At 71.5% G+C, this 23,784-nt stretch carries 14 protein-coding genes; 4 read left to right on the forward strand and 10 right to left on the reverse strand.

What is annotated here, in order from left to right:
- Positions 1-14: 14 nt before the first annotated feature.
- From HNR02_RS09035 to HNR02_RS09065, 7 genes are read right to left on the reverse strand one after another with little or no spacing between them, the layout of a single operon-like run.
- Complete coding sequence (locus HNR02_RS09035; RefSeq protein WP_179772704.1) at positions 15-1,790, reverse strand: ADP-ribosylglycohydrolase family protein; 1,776 nt, start codon at positions 1,788-1,790, stop codon at positions 15-17.
- Positions 1,757-3,811: an ADP-ribosylglycohydrolase family protein gene (locus tag HNR02_RS09040; protein ID WP_179772705.1), complete on the reverse strand. Its 2,055-nt coding sequence runs from the start codon at positions 3,809-3,811 to the stop codon at positions 1,757-1,759. The genes HNR02_RS09035 and HNR02_RS09040 overlap by 34 nt, the downstream gene beginning before the upstream one ends.
- The gene (locus tag HNR02_RS09045; RefSeq protein ID WP_179772706.1) at positions 3,811-5,319 is read right to left on the reverse strand and encodes a TNT domain-containing protein; all 1,509 of its coding nucleotides are present in this window, start codon (positions 5,317-5,319) and stop codon (positions 3,811-3,813) included. Before HNR02_RS09045 ends, HNR02_RS09040 begins: the two co-directional genes overlap by 1 nt.
- 28 nt (positions 5,320-5,347) lie before the next feature.
- Positions 5,348-12,877: a WXG100-like domain-containing protein gene (locus HNR02_RS36060; protein WP_179772707.1), complete on the reverse strand. Its 7,530-nt coding sequence runs from the start codon at positions 12,875-12,877 to the stop codon at positions 5,348-5,350.
- A gap of 2 nt (positions 12,878-12,879) precedes the next feature.
- Positions 12,880-13,209, reverse strand: a complete 330-nt coding sequence (locus tag HNR02_RS09055) for a hypothetical protein (RefSeq protein WP_179772708.1) — start codon at positions 13,207-13,209, stop codon at positions 12,880-12,882.
- A complete protein-coding gene (locus HNR02_RS09060) occupies positions 13,206-13,790 on the reverse strand; it encodes a YbaB/EbfC family nucleoid-associated protein (protein WP_179772709.1) in 585 nt (194 codons plus the stop codon). Before HNR02_RS09060 ends, HNR02_RS09055 begins: the two co-directional genes overlap by 4 nt.
- A 55-nt stretch (positions 13,791-13,845) precedes the next feature.
- Positions 13,846-15,084 carry an MFS transporter gene (locus HNR02_RS09065; protein ID WP_179775804.1) on the reverse strand — a complete coding sequence of 413 codons (1,239 nt, stop codon included), beginning with the start codon at positions 15,082-15,084 and terminating at the stop codon, positions 13,846-13,848.
- Positions 15,085-15,355: 271 nt separating this feature from the next.
- On the opposite strand from HNR02_RS09065, the gene HNR02_RS09070 reads away from it, so the two are divergent.
- A complete protein-coding gene (locus HNR02_RS09070) occupies positions 15,356-15,952 on the forward strand; it encodes a YqgE/AlgH family protein (protein ID WP_218902739.1) in 597 nt (198 codons plus the stop codon).
- 5 nt (positions 15,953-15,957) lie between these two features.
- On the opposite strand, the gene HNR02_RS09075 is transcribed toward HNR02_RS09070, so the two are convergent.
- Entirely contained in the window at positions 15,958-16,362 is a 405-nt protein-coding gene (locus HNR02_RS09075) for an SdpI family protein (RefSeq protein ID WP_179772711.1), read from the reverse strand.
- Positions 16,363-16,428: 66 nt separating this feature from the next.
- On the opposite strand from HNR02_RS09075, the gene HNR02_RS09080 reads away from it, so the two are divergent.
- Together HNR02_RS09080 and leuS are read left to right on the forward strand one after the other, a co-directional pair.
- A complete protein-coding gene (locus HNR02_RS09080) occupies positions 16,429-17,523 on the forward strand; it encodes an esterase-like activity of phytase family protein (protein WP_218902742.1) in 1,095 nt (364 codons plus the stop codon).
- A 31-nt stretch (positions 17,524-17,554) separates the two neighbouring features.
- Positions 17,555-20,389, forward strand: coding sequence for a leucine--tRNA ligase (gene leuS / locus HNR02_RS09085; RefSeq protein WP_179772713.1), 2,835 nt, complete (start codon positions 17,555-17,557; stop codon positions 20,387-20,389).
- Here leuS and HNR02_RS09090 read toward each other — a convergent pair.
- Positions 20,386-21,129 (reverse strand): TetR/AcrR family transcriptional regulator, encoded by a 744-nt coding sequence (locus tag HNR02_RS09090; RefSeq protein WP_179772714.1) that lies wholly within the window; start codon positions 21,127-21,129, stop codon positions 20,386-20,388. The genes leuS and HNR02_RS09090 overlap by 4 nt on opposite strands.
- A 371-nt stretch (positions 21,130-21,500) precedes the next feature.
- On the opposite strand from HNR02_RS09090, the gene ptsP reads away from it, so the two are divergent.
- The gene (gene ptsP / locus HNR02_RS09095; RefSeq protein ID WP_179772715.1) at positions 21,501-23,129 is read left to right on the forward strand and encodes a phosphoenolpyruvate--protein phosphotransferase; all 1,629 of its coding nucleotides are present in this window, start codon (positions 21,501-21,503) and stop codon (positions 23,127-23,129) included.
- Here the strand turns inward: ptsP and HNR02_RS09100 are convergent.
- Positions 23,126-23,746, reverse strand: a complete 621-nt coding sequence (locus HNR02_RS09100) for a DUF1707 SHOCT-like domain-containing protein (protein ID WP_179772716.1) — start codon at positions 23,744-23,746, stop codon at positions 23,126-23,128. The two genes, ptsP and HNR02_RS09100, sit on opposite strands and share 4 nt — an antisense overlap.
- Positions 23,747-23,784: the final 38 nt, after the last annotated feature.

Genomic DNA, 23,784 nt, shown 5'->3' on the forward strand with positions numbered 1-23,784 from the left:
CACCGGGGCCAGGGTCAGCCCCGCGGGTACCGCTGTGCGAAGTGCTCCTGCATCGACTGGTTCCTGGCGACGCCGTACTGGTTGAAGTACCGGTAGACGTCCTCGGCGACGTTGTCGAGCAGGCCGAGCGGTGCGAGCGCTCCGACGAGGTCGGCGGGCAGTCCGGGCACGCCGAGCCGGGCGCCGACCATCGCGCCGGTGAGCGCCGCGGTGAGGGGCGGGTCGGCCGACTGCAGTCCCGCGGCCTGGATCGCGGCCATCGGATCATGGTGCCGCTTCGCGGCGGCGAACAGCGCCCGCCCGGCCACCGCCAGCGGACTCGCCGGGTCGCCGAGCGTCTCGATCTGCTCGACGTCCGGGATCTCCCTGCCCCGCCGCAGGGCGAGGACGATCGCCGCGATCTCGTCGAACGGCGCCTGCCCGGACTGGTGCAGCTCCTGCAGGTGCGTGTGGAACGGCCAGGTGATCTCGGTCTTCGCCAGCAACCGCGTGAACATCCGCACGAGGAGTTCGATCGCGGTCAGCGCCTCGCCGTCAGCACCGGTCAGCGCCCTGGCGACACCCAACTGCAGCGGCAGGCCGTTGTTCTCCAGTCCGACGCCCGCCGTCATGGTCACCGCCAGCGCGGCGGTCAGCGGGTTCGGCGGCCGGTCCGAGCCGTCCCCGAGCGCGACGGACAGCCAGCTGTCCGGCTCCGGCGCGGGCGGGAACCCGGCTGGCACCGCGCCTTCGACGTTGAAGAACGGCAGTCCGCGCAGGACGGTTTCGGTGTGCCGCAGCATCTGCCTGGTCATCGGGCCGGGCACGTCACCGTTGCCCAGCGCCAGGCATTCCCCGATGGCGAACCCGACGTAGGCGCCGGCGACCCGGTGCCACGCGAAGACACCGGAGCCGGTGTTCGCGGGCTCGAACTTGCCCAGCGTCCACGGAACCGGTGCTGGCTCTCCCCGGTTGCCGTAGTGGATGATCAGCCCGTTGGCGGCGAGATCGGTGGGCCAGTCGACCGGTGCGCCGTCGTGGGCGCGCCGCAGGTTGCGAACCCAGCGCGCGTACGCCCCGGCGTACCGCTCGCACTCGTCGGCGCTCAGCTCGTACCCGTTCTCGCGGGCCCAGTCGCTGACGGCACGCACCCGGTTCGCGACGAGGCCGCCTTCGAGCTGGAACTCGTCGTTCAGGCGGGCGGCGATCTCGGTGATCCGCGGGGACACCTCGGGGGCCGTCTCGTCGACATACCGACTCGGCTCCGGGACGATCCCGGTGAGCTCCGTGGCGAGGTCCACGGTCTCGGACAGCGGTCGCCCGGCGTCCAGACCCAACCGGGTTGCCGAGCGCGGCAGGTCACGCGGACGGATGCGGCGCCAGCGGCGGGTTCCGGCCGGAAGGGTGGCGGTGGCGGTGTAGGCGGGCACGACGACATCGCCACCGCGGGTGCGCATCAGCGCCGGTTCACCGTCGTCGCCCAGCGGGACGAGGACCTCGCAGTCGAGGAGGAGCCGCCGCATGGTCGCGGCGTCGATCCACCCGACGCGGCGCATGCCGGCCACCTTGGCCGCCGGTGTCGTCGCCTTCGGGCCGCCCAGCCACTCCGGACCGGGCCGGTGTGCCGGGTTCTCGCGCACGTTGCCGGTGGGCTGCTCGCGCTCGTCGACCTCGATCCACCGCGCGATCGCCGCCTCCGGGGTGGCGAGCCCGGGGAACTCGCCGCGCCGGTACTCGGGGTCGAGCACAGCCTTCCAGTCGGTGAACCGCTCCCCCGTCACGACCGGACCGCCGGATAGCGCCGAAGCCATCGCTGCCCTTCCTCCCCCTCCGGGATCCCCTCGAACCTCCGGGCCACGTCGGTGACGACCCGTTCGATCAGCGGACGCAGCTCCAGCTGGTCAACCCACTTCTGCGGCAGGTCGGGCACGCCGTTGCGAGCGCCGACCAGTGCACCGGCGATCGCGCCGGTCAGCGCGGCGCGGCCGGAGTGGCCGACCGCGCGCTGCAGCGCGACCTCCGGGTTGTTCTCGAACCCGGAGACCGCGGCCAGCGCCCGGCCCAGCACGGAAGCGGTGTCGTGCCCGTCGCCGATGGCACCGGGTTCGGGCAGGTGGTACATCCCCTGCTCCGGAACGGCGATCAGCGACCGGCTCGCCAGCTCGCGCACCGCGTCCCAGTTCGCCCCTTCCCGGTCCGACAGCACCGGCCCGGCCGACACCCACAGTGCGGGGCTGAACTGCCGGTCCAGCGAGCGCTCCAGCAGCAGGCCGAGGAACGCGGCGAAGGTCAGGTCCTCCTCCGTCGATCCCGGCAGCGCCGAGAAGGTCCGCACCGCCGCCTCGGACGCGCCGAAGGGCACCTCGCCCGCGCCACCGATCGTCAGGACGCCCGGCAACGCGCCGAGCAGCACCGTCGGTCCCGACCGGAGATCTTCCGGATCGGGGTCGCGAACCGAGTGCAGCTCGCCCACCTGCGGCAGCCACCCTTCGATGTCCGGTACGGCCGCGCCCTGGGTGTGCAGCCACCTGCGGGTCGCTTCGGGTGCCGCGTCGGCGCCTCCGCGCAGGAAGGCTTCGGTGAGGAACAGCAGGCGCTGGGTGAGCGGGCCGACCGGCCCCGGCTGGGACCGGTCGGGTGAAGCGCCGAGCGCCTCGCCGAGCGCGAACCCGACGTAGGCCCCGAGCACGCGCTGCCAGCTGAAGTTCGTGTCCTGTCCGACGTCGGCGAACTTGCCGAACGAATCGACCCGCAGGGCCACGTTTCCGTCGTCGTCATAACCCGTCGCGAGGCCGAAGGCGGTGGGTTCGTCCGGCGGCCGCGGTGGCAGAGCCATCCCCATCCGGCGCACCCAGGACCGGCCGCTCACCACGCGGTAGCACTCGTCCGGGGAGAGCTCGAAACCATGGGCCCGCGCGTGGTCCGCGGCGTCGGTCGGCGGGTCGACGGGATCGGGCAAGCCGATGCGGGCAGCCGTGTCGGCCGCCCAGCGCGTCAGGTCCGGCAGCGCTTCCGGGCAGTGGCCGCTGACCTCGATCTTGTCGCTGTAGCGCGGGAACTCGGCGTTCGCGGCGCGGATCTCCTCGGTGCTGACCTCGACCGGCAGCTGCCACGGGCCGTGGATCACCAAGTCGGCTTCCGGCACGTGACCGAGGAGTGTCACCGGATCCAGCCAGAACCATTCCCGGCTGCCCGGCGGGAGGAAGCGCGAAGAAGTCCACAGCTCGACGGTGCGACGACCGTCCTTCGTGGACTGGTGGCGCACGTGGCCGTCGGTCAGGGGGACCAGGAAGCTCTCCTCGAGCAGGCCGAGGACGAACTTCCGCTGGTCGAGCCATCCGATGTGCCGGAACTCGACGAGGGCGTCGAGTGTGGTCAGCGCGGCCGGGTAGCCGCGGCGGGCCGGTCCCGTCCGGTACTCGGGGTTCGGCCGCGTGTCGCCGGTTTCGGCGCCCTCGGGGGTGTAGCGCTGCCAGCCCATGATGGCCGCGAGCGGCGCCCCCAGGCGCCCGAGGCCGGAATCGGCGTATTCGGGGTCGACCAGCTCGGCCCAGTGGTCCCGGTCCCGGTACTGGGCGGGAATGCTGAGCCCGCCGCGGACCGGCGAAGCGTGCCGCAGATCGCCTTCGGGATCGCGGACGATGAGCGCGGGCGGCGGGATGATCTGCTGGCCGAGGTCACCGCCGTCGAGGAAGCCGGTCGAGTTGTAGGGGACGTGCCAGCCTTCCGGACGCCGGATGAGGTGCTCGTGGTCGGCGCGCAGGCCCGAGTCCGGCCCGTGGACCTCACGCAGCCACTGCTCGACCTTGGCGACGGCTTCTGCCGGTTCCACTACTCGATCCTTTCCAGGCTTCCGTCGGCCACATGCTCGCCCAGCGGCTTCGGCAGGACGTAGGCGACGCCGCCACCGGGCAGGTTCGCCCAGGGCACCGCGATTCCGAGGACCGCCACCAGCGTGCGCCGGAGCCGGTAGCGCCGCTCCTCGCGGTCCCGCTCGATGGGCAGGGAGGTCGCCGGGAAGCGGGTCTCGTCGTGGTGGACCAGGTTGCCGCGCTCACCGCCGAAGCGCAGCACGACCGTGCCGGAGGGCAGGCGGACCAGCCGCTTGTCGCGCAGGAGGGTCAGCGGCGGATCGCCCTCGGCGGGCTGGATCGGCCAGTCGGCGAGTTCGGCGGAGGTTTCCAGCGGCGTCCCGGTCCCGCCGGTCATACGCGCGGGATGCAGCAGCAGGGCACCGAGCAGGTGCTGCGCCGCGTCCTCGGCGCGCTCGAAGTACCGCGCTCGCACGGGAACCCCATCGGCGTAGTGCGCGACCTCCCAGCCGCGCTCGGCCGGGTTGAGGCACCACGCGCCGTCGGCCCGGGAGGCGAGGCGGTACGCCTCGGGCCGGATTCCGTGCTCGGCCAGCCGTTGCGCGAGCACCACCAGCACGGCCGGGTCCTCCAACGACGGCTCGGTGCTGGTTTCCAGTTCGGCGGCGATGTCCCCGCTGGTCGGCAGCGCCTCACCGGGATCGGCCTTCGGGCGCGGCCGGCCGAGCAGATCGGCCGCCGCGGTGCGCCGGGTGAGCTTGTCGACGTAGGGCGGCTGGAAGTCCTGGTCCCGCACGTGCGCCAGGAAGTCCGGCTCCGGTGGGGTGCCGTACTTGCGCAGGTAGTGCGGCACCGAGGCGTGCCAGATCCAGGTGCCGTCGGTGTGGTAGCTCTCCGGCACGTCGGATTCGATGCCACCGCTGAAGATGTCGGGGCCGAGCCCGCTGCCGACGAGTACCGCGGGCTGGCGCTCCAGGTACCGCAGGAGTGCGGGGACCTCGTCCTCGGGAACCGGCGGACGCCCCATCACGGGTGCGTCGCTGTCGCCGTAGGAGTCGACGACGCGGGCGTGCCGGAATTTCGTGCCCAGCGGCAGCCCCGCCGCGCGACGCCACCAGTCCGGCAGGTGCTCCGGCTCGCGGGGAAACGCTTTCAGCTCGATCTCCAGCGCGGCGATCAGATCGTCCGGGGGCGTTCGCCACCCGGGCCGCGTCGTGGTACTGACGTCGATGTCGAACTCCCCGGAGGGGTGCAGCGCGTACCGGGCGTGCAGCCAGGCGCCTTTCCCCGGCTCGTACATCGCGGCCCGCAGCTCGCCGAAAACCTCGGTCAGCCCGGCCGATGCCGGGTAGCCACGCCCCGAACCACGGGTGAACGCGATCGGTTCCAGTTCGGTGTGGTCACCGATTTGGCGGAAGTGCAGCTCGATGCGTTCCCACCCCGCCGGGGCGTCGGCCCTGGCGAGCGTGCCGACCTGCACGAGCAACGGGCGGTGCGGCTCCATGGTCGCGGTCGCCTCCCTGCCCATCTCCGTAGTGCGGCTCACTGTAACCGGCTCACGCGAGGATGGAGGTGCAGACGAAACCAGCGGGTTCACCGGCCGCACGGCGGGCCAGTTCGGATTCCCACATCGCGAAGGTGCGCCGCTGCACCGAAGCGATGAACGACTCCTCGTGAGCGGTCAGCGCCCGGCCGTCTTCCTTGGCCTGCCTGCGTACCCCGTCGATCGTGTCGTAGAGCGTGAACAGCGGACCCTCGCCACGGAGGTAGAAGGACCGCTCCCGTTCGGTTTCCGCGACGAACTCCGGCTCGGTCAGGGAGCGGAAGTTCGAGGGCAGCTGCGCCTGCAGGACCTTCTCCAGGTGCGCCGCGTTTTCCCCGAACTCGCCGGTGCGCACGTCGAGCAGGTAGCCGGTGAGGTTGCCCTCGCCGTCGCGGTCGACCTTGTAGGTCTTGTTGAAGCACTTGAAGTACTGCGGTGTCGGCACCTCTTCGACATCTTCCACCAGGGACTCCCGGGGGCCCTCGAACTTGCGGTGCCTGCCGCCACGGCTCGTGCCGCCGCCGGCCCCGCCCATTCCGGGCATGCCGGCCATCGGCGGCATCATGCTGACCCCGCCGACCGTGCCGTCCGAGGTGCGCACCCGCATGTTCAGTGCGCCGCCGTCGGCGAGGCGATCGTCGGTGGACAGGACCTCCATGCCCGGGGTGGCCGCGAGCTGGTCGGCGGCTCGGTAGGCGTCCTCCGCGCTGCCGACCCGCAAGCCTGCCGCCGCGAGCTCGGTCATCCGGGAGGCGTCCCCGTCGAAACCGGCGAGCTGCTGCTGAGCGGCCTCCCAGCTCGGTGACGTGGCCGGAACGGCGGTACCGCCGACGGCGCCGGCGATGTCACCGAGGGCGGAGTCGAGCTCCTGCCGCGCGACCGCCGCCTTGTCGAGCTGATCGCGCAGGTAGGCGTCCGCGTAGGCCGGGTCGGCCGCGCGGGACGGGTCGAAGCCGGGCTGGATTTGGTCACCGATGCCCGCCGCGCCGCCCGGGCCGGACGGTGTCGCGGCTGGGAACGAGGCGGACGGTTGTGGTTGTCGTTGCTCCTCGGGTTGCGGCAGGTCGCCGGGGGTACCGGTGAAGTCGGCGTTGATGTGGTTCGGGATGTGCGGCATGGGCAGCTGCTCGTCCCAGGCCTCCTGCACCACCGGGATCGCGTCCGGGTAGGTGATCAGGTTGACCATGAGGCCCAGGTTGGTGAGCAGCATCTGCCGGAAGGCCGGGTTGTTGTCGACGGTCTGGCGGAGCTCGGGGTGCTCGTCGAGCAGGCGCTGGAACGCGTCGTCGACCCGCATGGTCTGCCCGTCGACGACGACGGTGTCGTCGCCTGGAGGCAGATCGTCGGCGCGGTGGTCGTCCGGTGCGGCAGGGATGTCGTCTGTGCCGTCGCGGCGTGGCTCCGGCGATGGGGTGTCGTCCTGCCGGGCATGCGGGTCGCTGCCCGAGTCGCGGTCGGGAGCACCGTCGTCCGGCAGCGGCGCGGACCGGCCAGGTTCCTTCGGTTGCTGCGAGTAGGCGCTCCGTGGGTCGACGGGCACGTCCGGCGTCGTGGCCTGACGCTGCGCGTAGGGAACCCGGGGGTCGGTCGGTGCGTGGACGTCGGGCGTGGTCGCCTGCGGTGGTTGCGTGAACGCGACCCGAGGATCGGCCACCGTCGGCGGTGCCTGCTGGACTGGCGGTTGCTGGACGGGCGGTTGCTGGACGGGCGCCTGCTGGACGGGCGCCTGCTGGACCGGCGGTTGCTGGACCGGCGGTTGCTGGACCGGCGGTTGCTGGACGGGCGCCTGCTGGACGGGCGGTTGCTGAACCGGCGGTGGCAGGTGCGGAGGCTGTTGGACCGGCGTGTTCTGGGCCTGCAGGATCGGCACGTTCGCCGAGTGGGGCGCCTGGACGTGCGGGGCCTGCGGCGTGGCGTGGGGCAGTGCCGCCTGTGGGTTCGCCGCGAGCCCGTTGCTGGTGGCGAGCGATCCGAACGGGAGCAGGTTGATGCCCGTCGGATGGGTGGGCAGGTTCATCAGCCCGCCGTTCTGCGGGTCGACGAACACGACGCCTTCCGGCGTGTTGACCGCGAGGGCGACGTGCGACGGCCACGAACCGTCGGGTTCCTTGTACGCCACGTGGACCACCGCGTGCGCGCCGTGCGGCATGTTCGACACGTGGTGGATCACGTTGTCGTAGTTGCCGACGTTGTACACCCACTTGGCGCCGAGCTGGTCCTCCATCCACTTCATCCGGTCCATCGCATTGACGTCCCTGGGGAGGACCGGATCAGCTTGGGCGTCGATGCCGATCAACCGTTGCGCGTAGGCCACGACGCACCGGGTGCAGTTGTGCCAGTAGCCGAGGTCCGTCGCGTTCGGCAGGTTGCGGTTGGGGTTGACGTTGGGTAGTTCCGGGTGCCGGGACGCGACGTAGGCGGCCTGGTGCGGACCGGCTGTTCCGCCGTGGATGGCGGGCAGGTTGTGCAGCTGCGTCGCAGCAGCGATGTTCGACCACGGCGCGGGCTGGTTCTGCAGCAACGGCACGCCCTGCTGCGGCAGCGGACCTTGCTGCTGGTGCTGGAACGGCGCCTGCTGCTGTTGCTGGTACGGGTTCTGCTGGAACGGCGCCTGTTGCTGGTACGGGTTCTGCTGGAACGGAGCCTGCTGCTGTTGCTGGAACGGAGCCTGCTGCTGTTGCTGGAACGGAGCCTGCTGGTAGGGCCCCTGCTGGTGCTGCGGAGCGGGTTGCGCCTGATTGGGGTGGACGGGCGCGCCCTGCTGGTAGGGGTTCGGTTGCTGGTGCTGCGGCACGCCGTGTTGCACGGGCGGCTGCGCCTGGTTCGGGTGCACCGGCGCACCCTGCTGGTAGGGATGCGGTTGCTGGTGCTGCTGCGGCCCACCGTGCTGAACCGGCTGTTGCCCGTACTGGTGCGGCGGGTACGGCGGCGGCTGCTGGTGCGGGTGTGCCGCGGGCGGCTGCTCCGAGCGCCGGAAGGGGTTCCAGCGCGCGCCGGGCTGCTGGGGCCCGTCGAGCCGGTTCCGCAGCGCGGCGCTGTCGGCGGCGGTCCGGACTGGTTCGGTGCGCTCGGGACCCGCGTTCAGCAGGTCCGCGATCGAACTCCTGGCCGGCTGCGGCGGGGCCGGCTCGCTGCGGCTGGCGGGTGGTGTGCCGTCGCCGGTGTGGGTGTCCATCAGGTGCACGCCGGACGGGTCGGGCGGCAGGTCGGCGAGCCGGCTGGTCATCGGGTCGACCAGCGCCACGCCGTGCTCGGTGTGGACCACGCTGAACGCCCGCTGGCCGTCCGGCGTGTCCACGGACAGCACCGCGCGTGAACCGACCGGTTGCCCGGCCATGTCACGCACCACGCTGTTGTAGTCGGTCATCTGGCGGAACTCACCGCCGAGCTGCCTGGCCAGGAAGTCCCGGCCGTGCGGCACCGACCCGGCCGGGTGCGCCTGCGCGTCGATGCCGTTCATCCGGTGCTCGAAGGCGATCACCGACTCGGCCGAGTTGGTGCGGTGGGCCACCGGCATGCCGTCGGCGTAGTAGCCGCGGGTGTTGACGTCGGCGATCTCCGGCAGGTTGTCGCGGAGGAACCGCACCTCCTGGTGAGCGTTGCGGGTCGGGGTGCCGGGGCCGGTGGACTGGGCGCGCGGGTCCACGGGGTCCGTGCTGCGGGCGTGGATGGCCGGCTCGCCGACGACGTCGGACGACCTGTTGATGTCGCCCCAGCCGTTCGCCGGTTCGCCGATCCCGGGAGGTTCCGCGTCCGGCTTGGCCCTTGCCTCGGCTGCCACCTCGGCTTCGAAGTCCGGCATCCCGGTCTCGTCGCCGCCGCTGAACTTGCGCCAGATCTCGCGCTTGTACGCGGCCGCGATCTCCGCTTCCTGGCGGTCGGCCCGCTCGCGGTTGGCGTCCATCTGCTGCTTGGCGGCCTCCGGCGGGAGGAAGCGCGGATCGTCCGGAGTGATCTCCTCGAGCCGGATCACGAACTTCTTGCCGCCGCCCGGGGTGTCGACCTCGATCTTGTCCTTCACCACGAGTTGCGTGCCGGGCTTGTACAGCACCTCGTGTTCGGCCTTGTTCGAAGCCAGCCCCTCGATGTAACGCCCGGTCTTGCCCTCGATGATCATCTCGACGTCGCCGGGCCACTTCGGTCCGGCCACGTCGGAGCGGCTCGAACTGAGGAACTGCGACTCGACCATGACCTGGCCGATTTGGTACCGGCCGGCGACGATCGCCGCGGCTTCGCCCGAGACGTTGACCCGCCGAACGGTCTCACCCTGGTAGGCCGGGATTTCGTTCAGACCGGACACGAGCGCGCGGATCTGCGGCATGACCGCGTCGAGGCTCTGCCCCGTGCGCAGCGCGTTGTTGATGATGCCGAAGACTTCGCTGGACGTGTAGCTGTGCACGGCGTACGCGCCGTTGTCGGTCATGTGCCGCAGGGTCGCGTCCAGGTCGCGCATCTGCAGCGCTTCGAGGAACTCGTGCTCGTGCGTCAGCCTGCCGGTGTGCTCGTCGATGAGGCCGCTGTTGAGCTGGACTTCGCCGAGCGCGTCGAAGTCGGCGCGGTCGTGCGTGCGGAAGTCCGGGTCGGCGATGTAGGGCTCGTCGACCACCGGACGGTCGTGCTGCGGGGTCGCGTCCTCGGGGACGTGCTGCGGTGTGTCGTCGGGCCGCTGGCTGTCCGCCGGGGCGGCGACCTCGTCACGCGGCGGGGCTTCGTCGAACGGGCTCTGCTCGGCTGGTGATGCTTCGTCGCGGACGGGGGGCGCGTCTTCGGGTGGGTCGAACGGCGAGCGTTCGGCGACGGGTGCTTCGTCGCGGGCAGGTGCTGGCTCCTCGTGCGTGCGCGGCCGGTCGAACGGGCTCTGCTCGCTCGTGGGCGCCCGGTCGTGCACGGGGGTTGCGTCTTCGGGTGGGTCGAACGGGGTGCGTTCGGAGGCAGGCTTCTCGTCGCGGACGGGCGCAGGTGCCTCGTCGGTGCGGGGTGGGTCGAGCGGCGAGCGTTCGGCGACGGGTGCTTCGTCGCGGGCAGGTGCTGGCTCCTCGTGCGTGCGCGGCCGGTCGAACGGGCTCTGCTCGCTCGTGGGCGCCTGGCCGCGAACCGGTGCGACGGTGTTTTGAGGCGGGTCGAACGGGGTGCGCTCGTGAACCGTCTCCGGCTCCACGGGGCGTGTGGTTCCGGGCGCGGCGGTGTCGCGCGGGGCCGACGGGTTCGCCAGCGCCCAGCGCGGGTCGACAGGCGCCCCGGGACGGCCACCGTGCGGCGGCTGCTGCGGAGGAGGTCCGTACGCCCGCGGCGGCATGCCCTGCTGTGGCGCACCCTGCCGCGGCGCACCTTGGTAGGGCGCACCCTGCTGCGGCGCGCCTTGGTACGGCCTGGCCTGCGGCGACGGGCCACCATAGGGCTGCGTGCCCATCGGCCCGTGCTGTCCCTGCTGCGGCATGGTGCCGTAGCCGCCCTGCTGAGGAGGCATCGGCGGACGCCCGCCCGGCACTGGCGGGCCACCCTGCGCGGGGCCCTGCGGCCGCCCCTGGAACGGTCCCTGCGGGCCGCCCTGGACGGGGCCTTGCGGCCGCCCCTGGAACGGTCCCTGTGGGCCACCCTGGACAGGCCCCTGCGGACCGGCCTGCATCGGTCCACGGGGACCGCCCTGAACGGGCCCCTGCGGGCCCCCGTGCTGCGGAGCCATCGGACCGCGCGGCTGTCCCTGCTGGTACCCCGGCGGCGGCCCCTGGCGGTACCCCTGCGGCGCTCCCTGCTGACCACGCTGCGGCGAGAACGGCTGCTGTTGCCCGCTCCCTGGGTAACCGTGCATCGGAGGGGCGGGAGGCATCTGCGACTGCTGTCCCTGCTGGGAGACGCGATCACCGTGCTGCGCGGAGGGTGATCCCCCGGTCGGTCCGGAGCCGGTGCCCGTGTAGCCGGCGGTGGTGATGCCGTCGGGGCGTGTGGTCGGGCCGGCGGGACCGTACCCGCTCGACGGCGGACCGCTGGGGGCTGCCGGACCGGCTGCGACCGGCACCCGGCCCGCGGCCGCACCGTTGGAGGGTGATCCCGCCGAGCCTGCCGAGGAACCGGCCGATCCGGCTGACGAGCCTGCCGGAGACCCCGCCGAGGAACCGGCGGATCCGGCTGACGAGGCTCCGGAAGAACCGGCCGCCGAGCCTGCCGATCCGGCCGACGGGCCTCCGGGAGAACCACCGGCCGCTCCCGCGGAACCTCCGCCAGGCGCCATGGGGGCACCGGCCGGCGCGGCGGCCGACACCGGCGACTGGCTCTGGTGCGCGGGCGCGCTGTCCGAAGTGGTCGATCGCGGGGCTTCGGCCGTGGTCGCCGTCGCGGGGCGGTCCGCGACGGTCGCCGACTGGCCGCTCACCCGGTCGTTCGCGATCGCGTTCGACACCGATCCGCCGGAGGAGCCGCCGTCCGCGTGCGAGGACGACGAAGAGTGCGCCGCCACCGGCTCGGGCGCCGAACTCCGCGACGACGAGCCGCCCGAATCCGACGAAGAACCCGAACCCGAATCCGACGAGGACGACGACCCGCCGGTGTCCACCGGGGAACCATCGACCTTGATGTTGCCCGCGCGGATGTCCGCGTTGAAGCTCTTGATCTCGTTGATCTGGTCCTTGGCGCCCCCGGTGGCGCGGTCCACCGCACCCGCGGAGGCGCCCATCGCGACGTCTTTCAGCCTCAGCTGGTCGAGGTCACCGGTGAGCGCCGCTTGACCGACCGTCGTCGCGACGCCTTCGACCGCGCCGCGGGCGCCTTCGCGCACCGCGCGGTCCGCGATCTGTCCGGCGACGCTGTTCTGCAGCCCTTCGGTGGCGCCTTTCGGGATCGCCTTGCCCGCCGCGCCGGCGACACCGCCCGCGACACCACTGGCCAGCGCGCCGGCGGTCTTGGTGAAGTCCCAGTCGCCGAGCTCGCGGTCGCCCTTGGCGACCTGCAGCCCCTGGATGCCGACGTCGAGCGCCAGGTTCATCGCGACGTTGATCAGGACTTCCTTGGCGAGCTTGCGCAGCAGCTGCATCGCGACCTTGCGGAAGCCCTCCTGCAGCATCTTCTGCACGAGCTGCTTGAAGACCATCTGCACGGTCATCCGCGTGGCCATCTGCGCTGGCACGATGCCCGCCGTCGACCCGCCGAACGTGACGACCGCCGCCGCGATCATCGCCGCGATCTGGATCGCCAGGATGATCAGCGACGCGATGATCATGTACTTCGTGTACTCGACGTCGAGCGCTGTCGAGTCGGCCGACTTCGCGAGTGCGTTGCAGGCGTTGGTGAGGTTGATGAAGTACGCCTCGTCACCGGTGACGAACTTGTCCCACAACTGCTGGAACTGGATCGCCGGCGCGCCGGTCCAGGTGCTCAGCACCTCCGACGTGGCACTGTTGGCCTGCTCGACGATCGGCTCCAGCGCCTCGGCGGCGGCCTGCCAGGCGTCGCGGAGCTCCCGCAGTTTGTCCTCGTCGCCTTCGGGCCAGCTTTCGCCCACGACGATGGGCAGCAGCCACTTGACCTCGTCGGGGAACTCCATCCCCATGGCTAGACCTGGCCCGTGTTCTTGATGACCTTCTCGGCGTCCTTGTGCGTGCCCTCGGTGGCGTCCGCGGCTTCCTTCACGCTCTTCGCCAGGTTCTTGAGCGCCTGGTCCAGACTGCCGAACGCCTCGGTGCAGTTCTTGGCCGCCGGCGTGTAGTCCTTGGCGAACGCCTGGCCGGACTCGTCGTCGCCCCAGCAGGCACCCTGCGCTTCGAGCGCGGCCTTGAGCTTGTCGCCCGCTTCCTTGAGCAGGTCACCGACCGGCGGGTACTTCCCGGCCCCGCTCCGGACCGTGTCCGCATCCATGTCGTGGCCGGTACCAGGTCCGGTCATCGGTCACCCCGCGTCATCCAGGTTTCGGGCATCTCGTCGTCGTCGGCCGACGGGCGCGCGCGGCGCGTCGCCGGTTTCGGAACAGGCGGCGTCGGGGGTGTGTCCCGGCGCATAATCGACTGCGACTCCGGGTTCTGGGACGGTTCGGGCTCCGGTTCCGGTTCCAGGAAATCCGGGATGTCCGGCATCAGGCCCGCCATCGAGGGCGCGCCCTCGATGAATTCGGACAGATCCGGCAGGTCGGAGGTGAGTGGGCGGAACAGCTCCGCCTGCTGCTGCTTGACCTGCAGCATGCCGCGGCGCACGAGGTCGTTGATGGTGCGCGCCAGCGTTTCCGGGCGGGTGCGCTCGAACGTGGTGGGTGCGAGCTTGAGGTCGGCGAGCGTGCCCTGGGCGTCGATGGTGACCTTGACCAGGCCGTCCGGCGAGGACAGTTCGGCGGTCAGCTCGGACGCGGCCTGCTGCGCCTCCCGCAGCTGCGCGGTCTGCTGGTTGAACTTGTCCATCAACTGGTCGACGGTTTCGCGCATCGCCGCGTTGCGGGCTTCCTTCCGCGCGCTGTCGTCCCCCGGGGTGCTCACGGGCGCCACTCTAGTGGGCCCTCTTCGTCCGGATGGCGCAATCGGCGAAATTCCGTCATGCGGTACGCGCGCGACGGGTGATCATCAGGAAACCCGCCGCGCCGATCAGGTACAGCACCGTCGCGACCAGCAGGAGCGTCACCGAGCGCCCGTCGGATGGGACGACGACCGCGGCCACCGAGACGGCGATCACCTGGACGACGTTGAACAGCGTGTCCAGGAGTGAGAAGACCCGGCCGCGGGCCTCGTCGCGCACGTCGTGCTGGATCGCGGAGTCCAGGCACAGCTTGACGACCTGCCCGGCCGCGGTGATCACGAACGCCGCGACCAGCACGGCGGGCAGTTCCATCGGCAACCCGAGCCCGGCCTGCGCGGCCGCGGCGAGCACCAGCGCCCCGGGGATGGCCCGGCGGTGGCCGAGGCGGTGGACCAGGCGCGGGGTGAGGAAACCGGCGAAGAGGATCCCGGCACCAGCCATCGCGGCGAGCTGGCCGAGACCCGGCAGCCCGGCCTTGAGCGGCCCGTAGTCGGCGAAGCTGTAGCGCAGCAGCAGGACCGTGAGCAGCAGTGAGATGCCGTAGGACGCGCGGTGCGCGAGCAGCGCCACGAACCCGCCGACGACACCGGGCGCGGCGAGCGCGGCCTTGCCCCCGTCGGCGAAGCCCCGCGCCACCGCCACGACCGCTTCGCTCGCCTCGTCCACCGAGTCCGGGCCGAGGCGGCCCCGGCTGAACCGGCCGGCGATCGCGGCGGCGACGAGCGTGCCGAGCACCGCCACGGCCGTCGTCCAGCCGGATCCGCTGTTGCCCGCGCCGATCAGCGCACGCAGCCCGATCGCGCACCCGCCGCCGACGACCGCGACCAGCGAGCCGAGCGTGGCGGCCAGCGCGTTGGCGGTGATCAGGGTGTGCGGCGGCACGACGTGCGGCAGCGACGCGGACAGCCCACAGCCGACGAACCGGGAGAATCCCTCCACGATCAGCGCGAGCACGAACAGGCCGAGCCCGTCGGCCCCGAGGCCGACCGCGACCGCCGTCGCCACGATCGCGGCGCCGCGCAGCAGGTTGGCGACGACCAGCACCCGGCGGCGGTCCCAGCGGTCCAGCAGCGCGCCCGCGAACGGTTCGATCAGGGAGTACGGCACCAGCAGGACGGCGAACCCGCCCGCGATGGCCAGCGGGTCGGCGCCATGTTCGGGGTTGAACAGCACGGCACCGGCCAGGCCGGCGCGGAACATGCCGTCGGAGAACTGGGCGGCGAACCGCGAGAACAGCAGCGTGCGGAAGCCCGCCATCGCGAAGAACGCGCGTGGCGGCACCTTCGCGACCGACGGCCGCGCACCCGCTGTCACGGCTCACCAGCCTACGGTGCCGGCGACCGATCGGGAGGAGACGAACGGTGGCCGGCGCACTCGGTCGCCTCTCGGCGGCATCGCGCAGTGTGGCTCCTGCCGAACGGTATTCCACAAAGGCTTTTCTTCAGTGAGCCCGGGGGACACGGAGTGCGCCGGCCATCCCGTTCAACGGGTGGGGGCCACGCCTTGTTCCCGGCGATGCGGGCCGGATTTGCGGAAGTGGGATCATGGGCTCGTGTCAGCGGACGCCGAGGTTGAACCGGGATCGCTCCTGGTCGCCGCTCCAACGATGTTCGATCCCAACTTCCGCCGCACGGTGGTGTTCATCATCGACCACCGGGAGGAGGGAACGCTGGGGGTCGTCCTGAACCGGCCGAGCGACGTGCCGGTCGACGACGTGCTGCCCAGCTGGGGAAGGCATGTCGTGGAACCCCAGTCGGTGTTCGTCGGCGGCCCGGTGGAGAAGAAGACGGCGTTGTGCCTGGCCGCGTTGCGCGCCGGGGAAACCGCTTCCGGGGTGCCCGGTCTGATCGGCGTGCGCGGTCCGGTCGCGCTGGTGGACCTGGACGCCGATCCGGACGCGCTGGTGCCGAAGGTTCGCGGCCTGCGGGTGTTCGCCGGCTACGCGGGCTGGGACTCCGGACAGCTGGACGGTGAGATCGATCGCGGTGACTGGCTGATCGTCTCGGCGCTGCCCAGCGATGTCCTGGCCACTCCGGAGCGTGATCTGTGGGGCCAGGTGTTGCGCCGTCAGGGTGTTCCGACGGCTCTGCTGGCCACCCATCCCGGTGACCTGCAGCGAAACTGAGCGTCTCAGGCGCGCTGCACCGCGCACCCACCGCAGGCGCAGCCGGAGCATCCGGCGGGCACGGCGGGCGCGGGCGGCGGAACGGCCGCGGCGGCGCGGTTGCCCAGCACGCCGCCACCGGCGACCAGGGCGAGCATTCCGACGAGACCGATCACGGTCGCGGTCAGCACACCGGCGGTGCCCGGCACGAACAGACCGGCGATCCCGGCCACGATGCCCACCACCCCGGCGACCATCGTCGGCAGCCCGGCCACCCGGTTCGCCAGGCGGAACGCCTCGTCGGACCGCAGGGTCGCGGCCGTGCGCACACCGGCGCCACGGTCGCGCGGGAGTTTCTCCCGCCAGCCGAGCAGACCTCCCCAGCCCACGACGACACCCAGTACCAGCGGAACCAGCGCGACTACGAACACGGCAACGAGCATAAGCGTGATGTTCGCGCTACCCGCCGGACACCCGCATGCGCTGTGCTGCACGCCATGCTGAAGCGACTCACGACCGGCGCGCTCGCCGGCTGTCTACTGCTGACTGTCGCTCCCGCCGCACAGGCCGCTCCCGCGCCGGTGCGTTACCTGGGGGAACAGATCATCCCGCACGCCCTGCCCGTGGGCGACCACACGATCGGTGAGCTGTCGAGCATCGACTACGACCCGCGCACCGGCCAGTACGTCTTCATCGCCGACGACACCTCGGAGGCGCCCGCCCGGTACTTCACGGCGAAGATCCCGGTTTCGCCGCGGGGGCTGGGGCAGGTCACCTTCACCGGCGCGCAGCTGTTCCGGCAGCCCGACGGCAGCACTTACCCGGAGGACTCGGTCGACCCCGAGGAGATGCGGGTCGACCCGTGGACCGGCGCCTACTACTGGAGCCAGGAGGGGATCCGCTCCGACACCACGCTGATCGACCCGTCGGTCCAGGTCGCCCGGCGCGACGGCGGCTACGTGCGCACCCTGCCCCTTCCGGACGACGAGCGGATGCGCCCGGACTCCGGCCCGCGCCGGAACCTCGTGCTGGAAGGTCTCACCTTCGCCGCCGCGGGCACGCTCGTCGTCAGCTCGGTGGAGGGTCCGCTGCTGCAGGACGGCCCGGTCGCCACGCCCGCGCACGGCGCGCTGTCCCGGATCACCGTGCAGGCCCGCACCGGCCCGGTCCTCGCGCAGTACGCCTACCCGCAGGAGCCGGTTTTCGCCGACTCCGTCCCGCCAGGGGGCACCACCGACACCGGCGTCTCGTCGATCCTCGCCGCCGACCCGTTCGACCCGACGCGCTACCTGGTGATGGAGCGCTCGTACGTCTCCGGCGTGGGCAACAAGGTGCGGATCTACGAGATCGACACCACGGGCGCCACCAACGTCCTGCACACCTCGTCCCTGGACGGGGCGAAGGTGCGGCCGGTCAAGAAGAAGCTGCTGCTCGACCTCGCCGACTACCCGTTGTCCAAGGTCGACAACGTCGAGGGCATGACGTGGGGACCCACGCTGCCGGGCGGCGACCGCACGCTGCTGCTGGTGAGCGACGACAACTTCTCGACCAGTCAGATCACGCAGGTCATCGCATTCGCGGTGCGACGGTAACCGCGTCGGCCGGGCCGCTTACCATGGTTGGGTGAGTGAAGCAATCGAGGAAACGCCCGGCCACCGGTACACCGCCGAACTGGCCGGTCGGGTCGAGCTGCGCTGGCAGAACCACTGGGCCGATCACGGCACCTTCCACGCGCCGAACCCGGCCGGCTCCCTCGCGGACGCCGGCGACGTTCCCTCGGACAAGCTCTTCGTGCAGGACATGTTCCCCTACCCGTCGGGGGCCGGCCTGCACGTCGGGCACCCGCTCGGCTTCATCAGCACCGACGTCTACGCCCGCTACCACCGGATGATCGGGCGCAACGTCCTGCACACCATGGGTTTCGACGCGTTCGGCCTGCCCGCCGAGCAGTACGCGGTGCAGACGGGCCAGCATCCGCGCAAGACCACCGAAGAGAACATGGAGACCTACCTGCGTCAGATCCGCAGGCTGGGTCTGGGCCACGACGAGCGCCGCCGGATCGCGACGATCGACCCGGAGTTCTACAAGTGGACCCAGTGGATCTTCCTGAAGATCTACGACTCCTACTACGACGAGAAGCAGGGCAAGGCCCGCCCGATCGTCGAGCTGGAGGCCGAGTACGCGCAGGACAAGCGGCCGACCCCCGACGGACGGGGCTGGTGCGAGCTGACCCGCGCGGAGCAGCTGGCGATCCTGGACGAGCACCGGCTGGCCTACATCTCCGAGGCGCCGGTCAACTGGTGTCCGGGACTGGGCACGGTGCTGTCCAACGAGGAGGTCACGCCCGACGGGCGCAGCGAGCGCGGGAACTTCCCGGTGTTCCGCCGCAACCTGCGCCAGTGGATGATGCGCATCACGGCCTACGCCGACCGCCTCGTCGACGACCTGGACCGGCTGGAGTGGCCGGAGAAGGTCAAGTCGATGCAGCGCAACTGGATCGGCCGCTCCCACGGTGCGCGGGTGTCCTTCGCCGCCGGCGAGCACCGGATCGAGGTCTTCACGACGCGTCCGGACACCCTGTTCGGCGCCACCTACATGGTGCTGGCGCCCGAGCACCCGCTGGTCGACGAGCTGACCGCCGCCGCGTGGCCGTCCGATGTGGATGAACGGTGGACCGGTGGCGCCGCCACTCCGGCGGAGGCCGTCGCCGAGTACCGGCGCGCCGCGTCGCGCAAGTCCGAACTGGACCGCCAGGAGAACAAGGACAAGACCGGCGTGTTCGTCGGGAGTTTCGCGGTGAACCCGGCCGACGGCAGGCAGATCCCGGTCTTCGTCGCCGACTACGTGCTGATGGGCTACGGCACCGGCGCGATCATGGCGGTGCCGGGTCAGGATCAGCGCGACTGGGACTTCGCCGAGAAGTTCGGCCTGGACATCATCCGCACCGTGCAGCCCAGCGAGGGCTTCGACGGCAAGGCGTTCACCGGCGAGGGTGTCGCGGTCAACTCTGGCTTCTTGGACGGCCTGAACGTCGACGACGCCAAGAAGACGATGATCGCGTGGCTGGAGGAGAACGGCCACGGCACCGGCACGGTGCAGTACAAGCTGCGTGACTGGCTGTTTTCGCGGCAGCGGTACTGGGGTGAGCCGTTCCCCATCGTGTACGACGAGGACGGCCGGGCGCACGCGATCCCGGAGAGCATGCTGCCGGTCGAGCTGCCCGAGGTGGACGACTACTCGCCGCGCACCTTCGATCCGGAGGACGCCGGCAGCGAGCCGTCGCCACCGCTGTCCCGCGCGAACGAGTGGGTCGAGGTCGAGCTGGACCTGGGTGAGGGCCGCAAGACCTACCGCCGCGACACCAACACCATGCCCAACTGGGCGGGTTCCTGCTGGTACCAGCTGCGCTACATCGACCCGGACAACTCCGGGCGCTTCGTCGACGCGGGCAACGAGCAGTACTGGATGGGCCCGCGCACCGCCGAGCACGGCGTGAACGACCCGGGCGGGGTCGACCTGTACGTCGGTGGCGTCGAGCACGCCGTGCTGCACCTGCTGTACTCGCGCTTCTGGCAGAAGGTGCTGTTCGACCTGGGGTACGTCAGCGCCGAGGAGCCGTACCGGCGGCTGTTCAACCAGGGCTACATCCAGGCCTACGCCTACACCGACGAGCGCGGCTTCTACGTCCCGGCCGAAGAGGTGGAGGAACGCGACGGCAAGTTCTTCCACCAGGGCAAGGAAGTCCGGCAAGAGTACGGGAAGATGGGCAAGAGCCTGAAGAACGTGGTCACGCCCGACCAGATGGCGGCGGACTACGGGGCCGACACCTTCCGGTTCTACGAGATGTCGATGGGCCCGCTGGCCGATTCGCGGCCGTGGGCGACCAAGGACGTCGTCGGCTCGCACCGGTTCCTGCAGCGCGTGTGGCGCCTGGTGGTGTCCGAGCAGACCGGCGAGCCGCGGGTGTCCGCGGCGGAGGCGACCGACGACGACCGCCGGGCCCTGCACAGGACCATCGCCGGTGTCCGTGACGACTACGCGAACCTGCGGTTCAACACCGCGGGCGCGAAGCTGATCGAGTACAACAACCACCTGACCAAGGTCTACGGCGCCGCCGAGTCGACGCCGCGGGAACTGGTCGAGCCGCTGGTGCTGATGCTCGCGCCGCTGTGCCCGCACATCGCCGAGGAGCTGTGGCACCGGCTGGGCCACGACGCTTCGCTGGCGCACGGCCCGTTCCCCGTCGCGGACGAGAAGTTCCTGGTCGAGGACACGGTGGAGTACCCGATCCAGGTCAACGGCAAGGTCCGCGCACGCATCCAGGTTCCCGCCGACGCGGCCAAGGACGCCGTGGAAGCGGCGGCCCTGGCCGACGAGAAGATCGTGGCGCTGCTCAATGGCGCGGCCCCGCGCAAGGTCATCGTGGTGCCCGGCCGCCTGGTGAACCTGGTCCTCTAAGGCATGTTCAAACCGATCTCGCGGGCGAGGTCGGCCAGGAGTGCGTCGAACACGGCGTCCGGCTTGGACATCGGGATCGGGTAGTTGCCGAACACCTCGAGTGTCACGTGCCCGTACAGGCGCGCCCAGAACTGGATCATCACGTAGGTGGTGCCCAGGTCGAGCTTGTCCGGCGGGAACTCGCTCGCGGACTCGCCGAGCAGGGCCATCAGTTCGCCCTTGAACGCGATCAGGTCGTCGTGCAGTTCGGTGGGCACCGCGTCGGCGGGCGGGAGTTCCAGCTGGAAGTTCGCCAGCAGGTGCCCGGCCGCGGTGAGGAAGATCCGCCCGAACGGTTCGTTGGCCCGGTTGAGCGTGGCGACGCTGCCCGCCGCGGACCCGACCTCGCCGGTCGGGGACGCGAACACGAGCGTGAACTCCTTGGTGTGGGTCAGCGCCCAGCGCCGGAAGCCACGGCAGATCGCGAACAGCTGGACCGCTCCGTCGTCGGGCAGTCCGGCCAGTTCTTCGGCGAGTTCGGCGGCCAGGTCGGCGACGACGTCGAGTCGCAGGTGCTCGACGAGGTCGTCGCGTGAGCCGTAGTACCGGTAGAGCGCGGGCGCGGTGATGCCGAGTTCGCGGGCGATGGCTCGCAACGTCACGGCTTCCGGCCCTCGCTCGACGAGGAGCTTGCGCGCGGTGCGGCGGATGTCCTGGTCGGTCGCCGCGCGCTCGCGACCCCGTCGGGTCGGCTTGTCCATTCGGGCATTCTAGAAGGTCAATGCCGCATTCCGGAGGAGATCGGGCGCCGCCGGTACCGATCGCTCGGGGGGCTACGCGATCGGTACCAGCGACCCGATGCCCGGCCTCCGGTTGCGCAGACCGGTGCCGGACGAAAGGTGAGAGCCCGCGTGCTCCCTGGCGGGACGGCCCGATGGGGCAATTGCCCCAAACGGGTGAACGTCGCGGACGCTCACCCTAGTGTCGCATCATTCGTCCCAGAAGTTACAAGAATCTTCACGTTTGCATAGGGAACCAGGCTGGTGTGCGGTGGGACGAGCTGTCGTGAAGGCTGGTGTAGGCGCATCGCACGTGCGTGACGAGGCGGGATGAGGAAGGTATGGTCTAGACCATGTCCGAAACGCTGTCCGGAGTTCCGGTGAGCCCTGGCCGCGCGAGTGGTCCGGTCGTCGCCGTGGCCGAACCCGCCGCCGCGCCCGCGAGCGGTCCCGCGCCGTCCGATCCGCAGGCCGAGGCCGCGCGGATCGCCCCGGCGGCGCAGGTGGTGGTCGAACGCCTGGAAGCGCTTGCTGAGCGGGCGGCGGGCGATGCCGCGACGATCCTGCTGACGACGGCGGCCATGGCGGGCGACCCGGCACTGATCAGCGAGGCGGAGCGACTGGTCGCGGCCGAGGGCAGGCCCGCGCCGCGTGCCGTGTACGAGGCGGCCAACGGCTTTGCGAAAGCGCTTTCCGCGGCCGGCGGGTACATGGCCGAGCGGGTCCGCGACATCGAGGACATCCGCGACCGCGTGGTCGCGGAGCTGCAGGGCACCGCGCCGCCAGGGGTGCCGGACCTGAGCGGGCCGAGCGTGCTCGTCGCGCGGGACCTCGCCCCGGCGGACACGGCGGGCCTGGATCCGGCGCTGGTGCTCGCGCTCGTGACCGAGGAGGGCGGGCCGACCAGCCACACCGCGATCCTGGCGCGGTCGCTGGGCATCCCCGCGGTGGTGGCCGTGCGCGGGCTCCTGGCGCTGCACGCGGATGCGCTGTCGGTGGACGGCGACACCGGGACGGTCGAGGCGATCGACGCCGCCGCTCCGGTCGTGTCCGCGGTGCGGCAGGGCGCGGCGGAGTGGAGCGGCGTCGGCCGCACGTCGGACGACCACGTGGTGAAGGTGCTCGGCAACGTCGGCTCCCCCGCGGACGCGAAGGCCGCCGCCGAGGCGGGCGCCGAGGGAGTCGGGCTGTTCCGCACGGAGTTCTGCTACCTGGACGCGCCGTCCGAGCCGTCGGTGGCCGAGCAGCGGGCGGCGTACGGCGCGGTGCTGGAGCCGTTCGCGGGCAAGCCGGTGGTGGTGCGCACGCTCGACGCGGGCGCCGACAAGCCGCTCGCCTTCCTGTCCCCCGAAACGGAGCCGAACCCGGCGCTCGGCGTGCGCGGGCTGCGGGTCGCCTTCGACCGGCCGGAGGTGCTGGACCGGCAGCTGGAGGCGATCGCGGGCGCGGCGGCGGATTCCGGTGCCGAGGTGTCGGTGATGGCGCCGATGGTCGCCACGGCGGCGGAGGCGGAGTGGTTCGCCTCGCGGGTGCGCGCCGCGGGGATCGCGCGGGCCGGGGTGATGATCGAGGTCCCGGCGGCGGCGCTGGCGGCGAAGGAGATCCTGGAGGCCGTGGACTTCGTGTCGCTGGGCACGAACGACCTGGCGCAGTACACGTTCGCCGCGGACCGCCAGCTGGGGGCGGTCGCGGCGCTGAACGACCCGTGGCAGCCCGCGCTGTTGCGGCTGATCGCCCTGGTCGGCACGGCGGCGCGGGAGAGCGGCAAACCAGCGGGCGTCTGCGGTGAAGCGGCCGCCGACCCGGTGCTGGCACGCGTGCTCACCGGCCTCGGAGTGACCAGCCTGTCGATGAACGCGGCCGCGGTGCGCGCCGTGGGCGCCAGCCTGGCCGCGGTGACCCTGGCCGGGTGCGAGTCCGCGGCACGCGCCGCATTGACCGCCGCGAACCCGGCAGCCGCCCGCGAGGCCGCGCGCGGCTAGCTGAGGTGCCCGAACAGGCCGCGCCGCGGATGGCGGATCACGAGTGAGCCGCCGTGGAGGCGGCCCGCGAACACCAGTCGCGGGTTGCCCGGCTTGCCGTCCGAGGCCGTCCTGTCCTGCAGTGAGCCGTACTTGATCTCGGTGATCGCGTTCAGATCGACCGCGCCGTGTTCCGGGATGATCACCTCGACCGAGCCCCACTTGCAGTCCAGCTCCAGCCGCACCACCGGGGTCGCGATCTGGGCCTCGCTGAAGTCGAGTTTCGTGGCGCCGTACCGGTTGCGGACGACCACCTCGGGCGGCACCAGCCAGCGGCCGTTGCGCACCAGCGAGGAGTACTTCGCGTTCAGCTCGACCCGCTGGTCCGGCGAGTAGACCGGCGCCACCGCCGGGTGGACGTCGGGGTGGAACAGGCCGGGCAGGTCCGCGAGCACGGTGTTCAGCTCGCCGCGGGTGCGGGCGGCGAGCGCGGTGTCGGTGCGCTCGGTGAACTCGTCGAGGTCGATCATGCCGCGGCCGATCGCCTTCTGCAGCACCGCGACCACGTGTTCCCGTTCGGCGTCCGACACCCGCAGATCCCTCGGGGACAGCGGCCTGGTTCCGGTCTCCTCGCCCATGCGTCCAGGCTAGGACGCCCGACCCCGAACCGGGATCC

Origin of the sequence: Amycolatopsis endophytica (assembly GCF_013410405.1) — a bacterium.
In the GTDB taxonomy this organism is placed as follows: Bacteria; Actinomycetota; Actinomycetes; order Mycobacteriales; family Pseudonocardiaceae; genus Amycolatopsis_E; species Amycolatopsis_E endophytica.